This window comes from Stenotrophomonas sp. 05L414_2 (genome assembly GCF_056397905.1).
Map to the genome: position 1 here is coordinate 13,575 of NZ_JBFTOJ010000065.1, position 11,849 is coordinate 25,423.

Genomic DNA, 11,849 nt, shown 5'->3' on the forward strand with positions numbered 1-11,849 from the left:
GTTGGGCAGCGATGAGGGGCAACTCGCGATGACGCAGGATCATGCGCTTGGCAGTGTGGACCGGGAGGGTGCCGGACCGGCGCCGACGGTGCCCGGCCGCGCGTCCGGCGCGCTGCCGCGTGTCGTCTGTCTTCGGCGGGTGCAGCGTGCGTTGCAGAAGGTGTTGGGGGCTTCCGGTTTCCGCCGCGTCGATGCGCATGCGCAGCCGTGGCGGGATGATTTGAAACAAGGGTCGACGCGCGTGCGGATGGAAGTGGAATGAAGTTGCTCGGCTCGGGGATGCAGGCCCGGTTCCTGCTTGCGATGGGCGGGGCGATGCTGGTGGTGGTGGCGATCCTGGCCGTGCTGCTGGGGCGGCAGGCTGCGATGCAGGGCGAGGTGAGGTCGCTCAGCAACGGCGTCATCCACGAACTGTTCGACCGCAGCGTGCGCAGCCGTGGCGAGGCCATGGTGCGCGAGCTGTCCGATGCGCTTGCCGGTCCGCTCCACAACAACGACCTGGACCAGGTCGGGGCGCTTGTGCGCAGCATTTCGCGGCAGCCGGTGGTGCGCTACGTACTGGTGTTCGACGACCGCGGGCGGCTGGTCCACGACGGCTCGGCCGGAGTGCCCGGATCCGGGCGGCCGATGACCGATCCGTTGGCGGCCGGGGCGGTTGCCGCGCAGTCGCTGGTGGTGCAGCAGTCGCCCACGGTGCTCGACAACGCGATGCCGATCAGGGTGGGCAAACAACGCATCGGTGGTGTCCGCGTCGGCATGGCGCTGGATGAAGTGCTGCAGCGTGAGCAGGCGGCCAACGCGACCCTCGGTGAGAGGCTGCAGCAGATGGGAAGCCGGCATCTGGGCTGGCTGCTGCTGATGCTTGGCCTGCTGGTGGTGATCGGCGTGGTGGTGATCCTGTACGTACAGCGCACGCTGGTGGCGCCGATCCGCGAGCTGGCCGCGGCCGCCCGGCGCATCGAAGCGGGCGACTACCAGGCGCCGCTGCGCGAAAACACCCGCGACGACGAGGTCGGGGAACTGGTGCGTGGTTTTGCCCGCATGCGTGATGCGATCGCCCGCCACGACCGCGAAGTGCGGCGCATGGCCTACACCGACGCCTTGACCGGGCTCACCAACCGCCTGGCGTTCCGCGAGGCGCTGGACCATCGATTGATGGCCGCACGTGCGTCCAATCACCGGTTGGGTCTGCTGTTTGCCGATATCGATGATTTCAAGCGGGTCAATGACACGCTGGGCCATGAGGCCGGCGACGAGGCGTTGCTGCAGTTCGCCCAGCGCATCGGCCGCGCAGTGACCGAGGCCGGCGGCGACGATGCCGTGCTGGCGCGGTTCGGCGGCGACGAATTCGTGATCCTCGTTGGTGATGGCGATGTTGCGGCCAATGCGCGGTTGCTGGCCGAAGTGCTGGTGCGCGAGCTGGGCAAGCCGCTGGTGGTGCAGGGCAGGGAACTGTTCCTGGGCACCTCGATCGGCGTGACCCTGTTCCCCGACGATGCCGCAGATGCGACGACGCTGCTGAAGAACGGCGACATCGCGATGTACCAGGCAAAGATGGCCGGCAAGAACTGCTATCGCTATTACAGCCGGGCCATGGATCACGCGGTCGAGCGGCGCGTGCACATGGAACAGGAACTGCGCGGGGCCTGGGAGCGCGGCGAGCTGCGGCTGGCCTATCAGCCGATCTACCGCATGCGTGACCGCCGCATGGTCGGTGTCGAAGTGCTGCTGCGCTGGCAGCACCCGACGCTGGGCACGATTCCGCCATCGGTGTTCATCGAGGTGGCCGAGCAGAGTGGCCTGATTGAGATCATCGGTCCGAAGGTGCTGCGTGCCGCCTGCATGGAAGCGGTGCAGTGGCCGCGGGGCGTGGCCGGTGACGAGTTGTTCGTCTCGGTCAATGTGTCGCCACGGCAGTTGCGCGGCGGGGAGCTGCCGGCGTTGGTTGCACAGTGCCTGCAGGAGTCGGGCCTGCCGGCCTCGCGCCTGCACCTGGAGCTGACCGAGACGGCGGTGATCGGCGATGAGATGCTGGCCGCGCAGCTGTTGGACCGCCTGCACCGGGCCGGGGTGAAGGTGTGGCTGGACGACTTCGGTACCGGTTTCTCCGGTCTCAGCCACCTGCGGCAGGTGCCGGTGGACGGCGTCAAGATCGACAAAAGCTTCGTCGCCGACATGCAGCGCGACCCGGACGACCTGGCCCTGACCACGGCGATCATCGCCATGGCTCACGCACTGGGCATCACGGTGGTGGCCGAGGGTATCGAACAGGAGGCCCAGTTCGAGCTGCTGGCCCAGCGTGGCTGCGACCTGGGTCAAGGCTACCGGCTGAGCCACCCGGTCACCGCCACCGAAGTGGTGCGGATGATCGAATCGGGCGCGTGAGGCGCTACAGCGGGCGCTTGCTCGGGTCGCCGGGCAGTTCGCGGACCAGCTTGGGGACCAGGTAGCCGGACAGCCGGGCAGTGAGGCCGGCAATCAGGGCCTTGGCCTGGATGTCGTCCACTTCGAAGTGGGCCACGCCCTCGACGCGATCCAACTGGTGCAGGTAATACGGCAGCACRCCGGCGGCGAAGCTGCGTTCGCTCAGGTCCTGCAGCGCCTGCACGCTGTCGTTGACCCCGCGCAGCAGCACCGCCTGGTTCAGCAGCTGGGCGCCGATGCCACGCAGACGGGCCATCGCGGTATCGACGCTGGCGTCGAATTCATTGGCGTGGTTGGCATGGACCACGATCGCCAATGGCCACGACAGGCTGCCCAGCCAGGCCAGCAGTTCCTCGTCCACGCGCTCGGGCAGCACGATCGGCAGGCGCGTGTGGATGCGCAACCGGCGGATGTGCGGGATCTGGCGCAGCGCATCGGTCAGCTCGGCCAGCTTGTGCGTGGCCAGCGACAGCGGGTCGCCGCCGGACAGGATCACCTCATCGATGTCCGGGTCTGCGGCGATGGCCTCCACGGCCTCCTGCCAGCCCCCCTTGGCGGCGTTCTCGGCGCCATAGTCGAAATGCCGGCGGAAGCAGTAGCGGCAGTTGATGGCACAGCTGCCGGTGGCCACCAGCAGGGCCCGGCCACGGTATTTCTGGATGACCCCGGTGGCCTTTTTGGCCGCGCCGTCGCCCACCGCGTCAAAGCTGAACCCGGGCGCCGGGCGCATCTCCGCGTCGATCGGCAGTACCTGCCGCAGCAGCGGATCGTGGGCGTCGCCACGGCGCATGCGGGCGACGAAACCCTCCGGCACGCGCAGCGCGAACTGGGCGATGGCCGCCTCCGATACGCCCAGCGCCGCGGCATCCAGATCCAGGCGGGCCAGCAGCGTCTGCGGGTCGCGCAGGGCCTGCCGCCACAGCTGCTGCCAGCGCGCGGGCGCGCTTGGCGACTGGGTCCGGGGGAAGGCGGAAAGCTGCATGGAGAGGGGGCCTGCGGTTATCATGGACACATAAACAGTTGCCCGCCGGGGTTCCGGTGGGCTTTCCATTCTATCCGGCTCGCCGCACGCGCGGCGGTTTCGCCATTTGAGGAGCTTGAGCATGGCCACTGCGGGCATGAACGATGTCAAGAACGGGATGAAGATCCTGGTCAACAATGAACCGGCCGTCATCTCCGAGACCGAGTTCATCAAGCCGGGCAAGGGCCAGGCCTTCACCCGCGTGCGCTATCGCTTCATCAAGTCGGGCCGCACGGTCGAAATGACCATGAAGGCGACCGACGACGTGGAAGTGGCCGATGTGGTCGATACCAACATGGACTACATGTACAGCGACGGCGAGTACTGGCATTTCATGGACCCGGAGACCTTCGAGCAGGTGCAGGCCGACAAGGCCGGCATGGGCGGCGCCGAGAAGTGGCTGAAGGGCGAGGAGTCCTGCATCGTGACCCTGTTCAACGGTTCGCCGATCTTCGTGCAGCCGCCGAATTTCGTTGAACTGAAGATCACCGAGACCGATCCGGGCGTCCGCGGTGACACCTCGGGCGGCGGCGGCAAGCCGGCCACCCTGGAAACCGGCGCCGTGGTGCGCGTTCCGCTGTTCGTCAACCAGGATGAAATCATCAAGGTCGACACCCGTTCGGGCGAGTACTCCTCGCGCGTCAAGTAATCCGGCGCAGCCGGATTACGGTAGTGCCGGCCGCTGGCCGGGTACGCGCCATCGCATTCGCGCTGGCGCTCCCACGATCCGCCATGGCGGATCGTGGGCCCCCACTCACCAGCATCCACACCCCGCCGCTTCGCGGCCGCCCCTGACTCAGGGGCTTGCCTTCCAGAAGCCCAGCGGTAGCCGTTTGACCGGTGATCAGTCGCCAGGTCGGAGCCAAGGCTACGTATGGTCCTTCCCCCAGCCAGTGAGCCCGCATGAGCGATAGCCCGCACCTCCCCGAAGCCTGCGACCTGCTCATCGAAGCCGGTTATGTCGTTCCGATCGAGCCGCATGCGGTGGTGCTGGAAGATCATGCCGTGGCCATCCGTGGCAGCGAGATCGTGGCCATCCTGCCGCGCGCCGAAGCGCGTGCGCGGTTCCGCGCCACCCAGGTTGTCAGCCGCCCAGAGGCGGCGCTGATGCCGGGCCTGGTCAACGCACATACGCACAACCCGATGACCCTGCTGCGCGGCGTCGCCGACGACCTGCCGCTGATGACCTGGCTGCAGCAGCACATCTGGCCGGTGGAAGCGGCGGTGATCGGTCCCGAATTCGTGGCCGACGGCACCACCCTTGCCATCGCCGAGATGCTGCGTGGCGGCACCACCTGCGCCAACGAGAACTATTTCTTCGGTGACGTGCAGGCCGCCGTCTACAAGAAGCATGGTTTCCGCGCGCTGGTCGGCGCGGTCATCATCGATTTCCCCACCGCCTGGGCCAAGACCGACGACGAGTATTTCGCCAAGGCCGGTGAACTGCATGACCAGTGGCGCACCGACCCGCTGATCGGCACCGCATTCGCGCCGCATGCGCCGTACACGGTCAACGATGCCAATTTCGAGCGGGTGCGGATGCTGTCCGACCAGCTGGACATGCAGGTGCATCTGCATACCCATGAAACCGCGCAGGAAATCACCGATTCGATCAAGCTGCACGGCCAGCGTCCGCTGGCGCGGCTGGATCGCCTCGGTCTGGTCAACGACCGCCTGATCGCGGTGCACATGACCCAGCTGACCGAGGCCGAGATCCACCTGTGCGCCGAGCGCGGCGTCAGCGTGGTGCATTGCCCGGAATCGAACCTGAAGCTGGCTTCTGGTTTCTGCCCGGCCTGCGCCCTGCAGCGCGCCGGCGTGAACCTGGCCATCGGCACCGACGGCTGCGCCAGCAACAACGACCTGGACATGTTCAGCGAGAACCGCACGGCGGCGATCCTGGCCAAGGCCGTGGCCGACGATGCCACCGCGCTGGATGCGGCGACCACGTTGCGCGCCTCCACCCTCGGCGGCGCCCGCGCCCTGGGCTTCGGCGAGCGCATCGGTTCGATCGAGGTCGGCAAGCAGGCCGACCTGGTCTGCGTTGATCTGTCCGCGCTGGAGACCCAGCCGCTGCACAACGTGCTGTCGCAGCTGGTGTACGCCACCGGCCGCCAGCAGGTCAGCGACGTCTGGATYGCCGGCMAGCCCAAGCTGGTGCAGCGCGARCTGGTCGGCATGGACCTGCCGGGCATCRTCGCCAACGCGCGCCAGTGGCGCGAGCRCATCCGWCAYATCCGCGCCTGAGTGCAGGCGCCGCAAGGACAACCGTCATGACTGCCCCCCACGCTTCTTCCAATTTCGATCAGGCCGAGCTGGACAAGTTCGCCGCGCTGGCCAACCGCTGGTGGGACGCCGACGGCCCGCAGAAGCCGCTGCACGCACTGAATCCGGTGCGCCTGCAGTACGTTGCCGACCGCGCGTCGCTGCGTGGCGCACGCGTGCTCGACATCGGCTGCGGTGGCGGGCTGCTGAGTGAAGCGCTGGCCCAGGCCGGTGCCGAAGTGACCGCCATCGACCTGGCGCCGGAGCTGGTCAAGGTTGCGCGCCTGCATGCCCTGGAAAGTGGCGTCAGCGTCGACTACCGCGTGCAGGCCGCCGAGGACCTGGCCGCCGAACAACCGGGCAGCTTCGATGTGGTGACCTGCATGGAAATGCTCGAGCACGTGCCCGATCCGGGCGCGATCATCGAGGCCTGCAAGCGCCTGCTGAAGCCGGGTGGCCATCTGTTCCTGTCCACCATCAACCGCACTGCCGCCGCATTCGCCGTGGCCATCGTCGGTGCCGAGTACGTGGCACGGCTGCTGCCCAAGGGCACCCACCACTACCAGGAATTCATCAAGCCGGCCGAGCTGGCGCGTTGGCTGCGCGAGGCCGACCTGCAGCTGGCCGATGTCAGCGGCATGGCCTATGAGCCGTGGCGCAACCGCGCCCGCCTGAGCAGCCGCACCGACATCAACTACCTGGCCCACGCGGTCAAAGCGCCGTGACCGCCGCCGTGTTCCCGCGTGCGGTGCTGTTCGACCTGGACGGTACGTTGCTGGACAGCGCCCCGGATTTCGTCGCCACCCTTGATGCGATGCTGGCCGAGCGCGGCCGCGCACCGATCGATCCGGCGCAGTTGCGGCCAGTGGTGTCCAAGGGTTCACGGGCGATGGTGTCGGCCGCGTTTCCAGAGCTGGAAGCGGCCGAGCGCGATGCACTGATTCCCGAGTTCCTGCAGCGCTACGAAGCCTCGATCGGCCAGCACGCCGTGCTGTTCGACGGCGTGGCCGGCATGCTCGGTGCGCTGGACGAAGCCGGCACCGTGTGGGGCATCGTCACCAACAAGCCCGAATACCTGGCGCGGCTGATCGTGCCGCAGTACGGCTGGCAGCAGCGCTGCGCCGTGCTTGTCGGGGGGGACACCCTGGCCGAGCGCAAGCCGCATCCGTTGCCGCTGCTGCACGCCGCGCAGCTGATCGGCATCGCAGCGGAAGACTGCGTGTACGTCGGCGACGATGAGCGCGACATCATCGCCGCGCGTGCTGCCGGCATGCCGTCGGTGGCGGCGCTGTGGGGCTACCGCCTGCACAGCGATGACCCGTTGGCCTGGCAGGCCGATGTGCTGGTCGAGAACGCCGGACTTCTGCAACTGGCCAGTCTCTGGCCGAACCGGCCGGCGACCCCGGCCCAGCCGTAAGGAACAACGTAGTGAGCAGTACCGCGCTGGATAGTTTCCTCGACAAGTGGCGCAGCCGCTGGCCGGAATGGTCGGTGGCCGAGCCGTTCGTGGCCGAACCGCAGCGCCATGTGGCGCTGGCGTGGTTCGCGCTGCTGCAGGAATTCGACGACATGCTCAACACCGCTGGCGACCCGCTGCCGGCGGACGCCAAGCTGGCGTGGTGGGGCGAGGAACTGCGGAGCTGGGCCGCGCAGCGTTCGCGGCATCCGCTGGGCCGCGTGCTGGAGCCGGTGCGGGCACCGTGGGTGCAGCTGGCCGAGGCGCTGCCGGATCTGGTCGAGGCGCGCACCGTAGCGCTGGACGCTGCCGGCGCCGAACGTGCACTGGGCAACTATGCCGACGCGGTGGCTGCGGTCGAGGCCGTGGTGTTTGCCGACAAGCCGCGCAAGGGTGCTGGCCATGCCGTGCTGCTGCAGACCCTGGCCCAGCGCCTGCAGGACGCTGGCGTGGCCGGGGTTCCGCGCAGCCTGCTGGACGAAGATGCCGGCAACGCTGCACAGCGTTGGGCGCAGCAGTTGCTGAAAGGGTGGGGCACCCGCGTGCCCGGTCCACGTGCACGCCGGGTGTGGTCGAGCCTGGCGCGTGCACGTCTGGCGGCGCAGGCCGCCGGCAAACCGATTGAAGCCACGCCCGTGCGCACGTTGCTGCGCGTGTGGTGGGCCGCGCGCGGCTGAACCATCACATGGTAGTGCCGGCCSCTGGCCGGCAATCCGCATAGGTCGCTGAACACCATGAGGGTTCGACGCGATCACCGACCTTCACGTCGATGCGCGACAGGTGCAGGAAGTTCGAACTGACACCGAAGCCGTGGTCGAGCAGCAGGGTGCCACCGGTCAGGTACAGGTCCGGACCAGCGAACGTCACCACACCGGCCGCCGGTGCCTTCACCGGGGTGCCGGTCGGCACTGCGATGTCCATGCCGGAGTGGCCGGCACCGGGCTGGCCGTTGTACACGCGGGCGTTGCCGAAGCGGCCGCTGATGCGGCCCTGCACCGGCCAGATGAAGGTCTGGGTGAAATCGGTGCGGTTGTCGTCGCGCGCACGGGCAGCGGTGACCTGCGCCTGTTCGCGCTTGATCCGCTCGGCGATGGCCGGCGGCGGATTGACCGTCTTCGGCGGTACGCCGTTCACCCGCTCGGTCGGCCAGTCGCGTGGGGTCACGGCGATGGCGGCCGTCTCGCCGCTGCCATCCGGTCGGCGGATCTGCACCTGCAGCGGGCCCTTCTCATCGCGACCGATGCCGAACACCACGCTGCCGTAGCTGCTCACGCGCAGGTCGCGGCCTGCATAGCGCACGCTGCTGCCGGCGGGAACCTTGCCGATCACCAGCGCGCCCTGCGACGCGCTGGCCGGGAACACCACGCGGCTGTCGATCAGGTCGCCGATGCCGTCCTGTGCCTGGGCTGCGGAGAGCAGGGGCGCTGCCAGCAGCAGCGCCGCGAACATGAGTGCCGGACGCATCAGCGGTCGTAGGTCATGCGCTGGCCGGCGGGCTTGCCCACCAGCGTGCTGCCGTCCCACACCAGCTGGCCGTTGACCCAGGTGGAGGCCACGCGCGAACGGAACGTGGTGCCCTCGAACGGCGACCAGCCGCACTTGGACAGCACGTCCTCGCGCTTGACCGTGAACGGCACATCTTCCACCAGCACCAGGTCGGCGAAGTAGCCTTCGCGCAGGAAGCCACGCTCTTCCACATCGAACAACTGGGCCGGGGCATGGGCGAATTTTTGCACGACCTGCTCGCGGGTCAGCTTGCCTTCGTGCACGCGTTCCAGTGCGGCAACCAGCGCGTACTGCACCAGCGGCAGGCCCGACGGCGCCTGCGCATAGGGCTTCTGCTTCTCTTCCCAGGTATGCGGGGCGTGGTCGGTGGCCAGCACGTCCAGCACGTCGTCAGCCAACGCGGCGGTGATCGCCTCGCGATCGGCCACGTCCTTGATCGCCGGATTGCACTTGATCAGGTTGCCCTTGGTCGCGTAATCCGGGCGGGCGAAGTGCAGGAAGTGCACGCAGGTCTCGGCGGTGATCTGCTTGCGGCTGCCGTCGGCGCGGATCAGCGGGCCCTTCTCGAACAGCGCCAGTTCGTCGGCGGTGGAGATGTGCAGCACGTGCAGGCGGGTGCCATGCTTGCGCGCCAGCGACATGGCCAGCCGCGTCGACTTGATGCAGGCCTCACGCGAACGGATGTCCGGGTGCATCTCCGGGGTCAGTGCGTCGCCGTACTTCTCCTGGAACGCTTTCAGGTTGGCATCGATCATCGGCGTGTCTTCGCAGTGCGTGATGATCGGGGTGGGGCACTCGCGGAAGATCGCGTCCAGGGTTTCGGGGTTGTCGACCAGCATGTTGCCGGTGGACGCGCCCATGAACACCTTCACGCCCGGCGCCTTCTTCGGATCGAGCGCACGGATGGCGTCGAGGTTGTCGTTGCTGGCACCGTGGTAGAAACCGTAGTTGGCCCAGGCACGGCCGCGCGCCAGCTCGTACTTGGCTTCCAGGATGGTCGAATCCAGGGTCGGCGGGTTGGTGTTGGGCATGTCCATGAAGCTGGTCAGGCCACCGGCCACGGCCGCGGCCGATTCGCTGGCGATGTCACCCTTGTGGGTCAGGCCGGGTTCGCGGAAATGCACCTGGTCGTCGATCATCCCGGGCAGCAGCCAGCGCCCGGCCGCATCCACCACCTGTTCGCCATCACGCGGAGTCAAACCCTTGCCGATCTGCGCGATGCGGTCGTTCTCGATACGCAGGTCGCCTTCGAAGGTGCGGCCTTCGTTGACCAGGCGGGCATTGGTGATGAGCGTGGAGGACATGTCAGTGTTTTCCTGTGCAACGGCAAGAGGGGGCGTTGGGAGATTCGGGCACTGGATCGAAGCCGCCGGGATGGAACGGATGGCAGCGGCCCAGCCGTCGCGCCGCCAGCCAGCTGCCGCGCAGCGGGCCGTGCCGGGAGATGGCATCCATGGCGTATTCAGAGCAGCTCGGCACGAAACGGCAGCGAGGCCCCAGCAGCGGGCTGATGAAGCGCTTGTAGAAGCGCAGCAGGGCGATGAGCAGGCGCGAGATCACGCAGTCATCTTAAGCCAGTTGGCATGAAGGCCGCATTTGTGCAGGATGGGCCGTTGGTCGCATGTCGTAGATGGCCTGCGACCGCTAGCGGCACCCCTCCAGGTGCCGGACAGGTTCCGTACCGCGCAAGGCGGTCCGTGTTCGTCGGACCGCACCTTGGACCCGTTGACTCCTGGACTGAATGGAGCGGGCCCCCAAGGTTGCTGCTGCGGGTCGGGTAGGCTATAAAGGCCCGCTTTCCCGGGCCCCGGGGAATCCAAGGAAGAGCGTTTCGTGGCTGCTAAAAAAACTGCAAAGAAGGCCGTCAAGGCCGCCAAGAAAACCGCCAAGCCTGTTGTGAAGAAGTTGGCGGCCAAGCCCGTTGCCAAGAAGCCGGCCAGCAAGCCGGCGACCAAGGCGGCATCCTCACAGCCGGCGGCCAGGAAGGCCACCGCAAAGAAAGCGCCGGTGAAATCCGGCAAGCCGGCAGTGGCGAAGAAGCCCGCTGCGCCGGTCAAGGCCAAACCTGCCGCTGCCAGCAAGAAGGCGCCGGTGGTGAAGAAGGTTGCCAGCAAGGCTGCGCCGGTGAAGAAGGCCGCTGCCAAGCCGGCACCGAAGAAGGCAGCAGCCAAGCCAACGCCGAAGGCGGTGGTGAAGAAGGTTGCCGCCGCGCCTGCTGCCAAACCGGCAGCAAAGAAGGTGGCGCCTGCCAAGCCGGCACCGGCCAAGAAGGTTGCCAAGAATGTCGCCCCGCCGGCCGCCAAGCCGACGCCGGCCCCTGTAGTGAAGTCCGCACCGAAGCCAGCTGCGAAGCCGGCCCCGGCCAAGTCTGTCCCGGCCAAGACCGCGGCAGTGGCGGCAGCCAAACCGGCCCCCAAGCCGGCCCCGGCCGCCGCTTCTGCAGCATCGACCGCCCCGCAATCCAAGAATCCCGTGCCCGTTTCGAAATCGCCTGCCAAAACCGCCGTGAAATCCGATTCCGCTCCGAAGACCGTGACCCGCCCCGTGGGCAAGGTCGCCGTGGCCGTTGCCGCCCGTTCGACGGCACCTGCGCCGCGCAGCAAGTACAAGGTCGTCGAATACAAGACCGACGAGGCCACTGGCCGCCCGATCCTGCCGGCAGGCTACAAGCCGGCCTCGGACGAGGAGTACATGAGCCCGCTGCAGCAGGAGTACTTCCGTCAGCGCCTGCAGAACTGGCGCGCCGACCTGGTGGAAGAGTCCAAGCAGACCATCGAGAACCTGCGTGAGGAAGTGCGTGACATCGGCGATGAAGCCGAGCGCGCGACCCGCGAAACCGAGAACTCGCTGGAGCTGCGCACCCGTGACCGTTACCGCAAGCTGATCGGCAAGATCGACAGCACCCTCAAGCGCCTGGAAGCAGGTGATTACGGGTACTGCGTGGACACCGGTGAAGAGATCGGCCTGGAGCGCCTTGAAGCGCGCTTGACCGCCGAGCGCACSATCGACGCCCAGGARCGTTGGGAGCACCTGCAGAAGCAGCAGGGCGACTGATTCCGGTTCGTTGTGATGTCATGCAGAAAGCCCGGCTTCGGCCGGGTTTTTTGTTGGGTTCGAGTTGGCTGCGTAGAGCGGCGCCTTGCGGGTATCGGGGTGAGCCTGCGGGTGGGGCCAGGC

General features: G+C 67.6%; 12 protein-coding genes. 8 read left to right on the forward strand and 4 right to left on the reverse strand.

Annotated elements, in window-relative coordinates:
* Position 1 precedes the first annotated feature (1 nt).
* On the forward strand, positions 2 to 262 hold the full coding sequence (locus AC1DJN_RS11025) for a hypothetical protein (RefSeq protein ID WP_442252115.1): 261 nt from the start codon (positions 2 to 4) through the stop codon (positions 260 to 262).
* The gene (locus tag AC1DJN_RS11030) at positions 259 to 2,385 is read left to right on the forward strand and encodes a putative bifunctional diguanylate cyclase/phosphodiesterase (protein WP_088101734.1); all 2,127 of its coding nucleotides are present in this window, start codon (positions 259 to 261) and stop codon (positions 2,383 to 2,385) included. Before AC1DJN_RS11025 ends, AC1DJN_RS11030 begins: the two co-directional genes overlap by 4 nt.
* 4 nt (positions 2,386 to 2,389) lie before the next feature.
* Here AC1DJN_RS11030 and epmB read toward each other — a convergent pair whose 3' ends face one another.
* The gene (epmB, locus tag AC1DJN_RS11035) at positions 2,390 to 3,430 is read right to left on the reverse strand and encodes an EF-P beta-lysylation protein EpmB (protein WP_442252113.1); all 1,041 of its coding nucleotides are present in this window, start codon (positions 3,428 to 3,430) and stop codon (positions 2,390 to 2,392) included.
* Between the two features lie 97 nt (positions 3,431 to 3,527).
* Here epmB and efp point away from each other — a divergent pair, with 97 nt between their 5' ends.
* The 5 genes from efp (at position 3,528) to AC1DJN_RS11060 (ending at position 7,843) form a co-directional block, all read left to right on the forward strand.
* On the forward strand, positions 3,528 to 4,094 hold the full coding sequence (efp, locus tag AC1DJN_RS11040; protein ID WP_006379771.1) for an elongation factor P: 567 nt from the start codon (positions 3,528 to 3,530) through the stop codon (positions 4,092 to 4,094).
* 254 nt (positions 4,095 to 4,348) lie between these two features.
* A complete protein-coding gene (locus AC1DJN_RS11045; RefSeq protein WP_478039204.1) occupies positions 4,349 to 5,692 on the forward strand; it encodes a TRZ/ATZ family hydrolase in 1,344 nt (447 codons plus the stop codon).
* Positions 5,693 to 5,718: 26 nt separating this feature from the next.
* Positions 5,719 to 6,435 carry a bifunctional 2-polyprenyl-6-hydroxyphenol methylase/3-demethylubiquinol 3-O-methyltransferase UbiG gene (gene ubiG, locus AC1DJN_RS11050; RefSeq protein WP_025876400.1) on the forward strand — a complete coding sequence of 239 codons (717 nt, stop codon included), beginning with the start codon at positions 5,719 to 5,721 and terminating at the stop codon, positions 6,433 to 6,435.
* Complete coding sequence (locus AC1DJN_RS11055; protein WP_025876402.1) at positions 6,432 to 7,127, forward strand: phosphoglycolate phosphatase; 696 nt, start codon at positions 6,432 to 6,434, stop codon at positions 7,125 to 7,127. The genes ubiG and AC1DJN_RS11055 overlap by 4 nt, the downstream gene beginning before the upstream one ends.
* Positions 7,128 to 7,138: 11 nt before the next feature.
* Positions 7,139 to 7,843, forward strand: coding sequence for an isoprenoid biosynthesis enzyme family protein (locus AC1DJN_RS11060; RefSeq protein ID WP_033831576.1), 705 nt, complete (start codon positions 7,139 to 7,141; stop codon positions 7,841 to 7,843).
* 4 nt (positions 7,844 to 7,847) lie between these two features.
* On the opposite strand, the gene AC1DJN_RS11065 is transcribed toward AC1DJN_RS11060, so the two are convergent.
* Genes AC1DJN_RS11065 through yidD form a run of 3 tightly spaced genes read right to left on the reverse strand, consistent with a single transcriptional unit; the run spans position 7,848 to position 10,232 of the window.
* On the reverse strand, positions 7,848 to 8,630 hold the full coding sequence (locus AC1DJN_RS11065; protein ID WP_478039205.1) for a M23 family metallopeptidase: 783 nt from the start codon (positions 8,628 to 8,630) through the stop codon (positions 7,848 to 7,850).
* Entirely contained in the window at positions 8,630 to 9,976 is a 1,347-nt protein-coding gene (locus AC1DJN_RS11070) for a dihydroorotase (RefSeq protein ID WP_033831575.1), read from the reverse strand. The genes AC1DJN_RS11065 and AC1DJN_RS11070 overlap by 1 nt, the downstream gene beginning before the upstream one ends.
* 1 nt (position 9,977) lies before the next feature.
* Positions 9,978 to 10,232 carry a membrane protein insertion efficiency factor YidD gene (gene yidD / locus AC1DJN_RS11075; RefSeq protein ID WP_014037867.1) on the reverse strand — a complete coding sequence of 85 codons (255 nt, stop codon included), beginning with the start codon at positions 10,230 to 10,232 and terminating at the stop codon, positions 9,978 to 9,980.
* A 273-nt stretch (positions 10,233 to 10,505) separates the two neighbouring features.
* Between yidD and dksA the strand changes: the two genes are divergently transcribed.
* The gene (dksA, locus tag AC1DJN_RS11080; protein ID WP_059064669.1) at positions 10,506 to 11,726 is read left to right on the forward strand and encodes an RNA polymerase-binding protein DksA; all 1,221 of its coding nucleotides are present in this window, start codon (positions 10,506 to 10,508) and stop codon (positions 11,724 to 11,726) included.
* The last annotated feature ends 123 nt before the right edge of the window (positions 11,727 to 11,849 follow it).

Coding starts and splice junctions, on each gene's coding strand:
- AC1DJN_RS11030 (WP_088101734.1), top strand. CDS start 259: ATGAAGTTGCTCGGCTCGGGGATGCAGGCCCGGTTCCTGCTTGCGATG.
- efp (WP_006379771.1), top strand. CDS start 3,528: ATGGCCACTGCGGGCATGAACGATGTCAAGAACGGGATGAAGATCCTG.
- ubiG (WP_025876400.1), top strand. CDS start 5,719: ATGACTGCCCCCCACGCTTCTTCCAATTTCGATCAGGCCGAGCTGGAC.
- AC1DJN_RS11070 (WP_033831575.1), bottom strand. CDS start 9,976: ATGTCCTCCACGCTCATCACCAATGCCCGCCTGGTCAACGAAGGCCGC.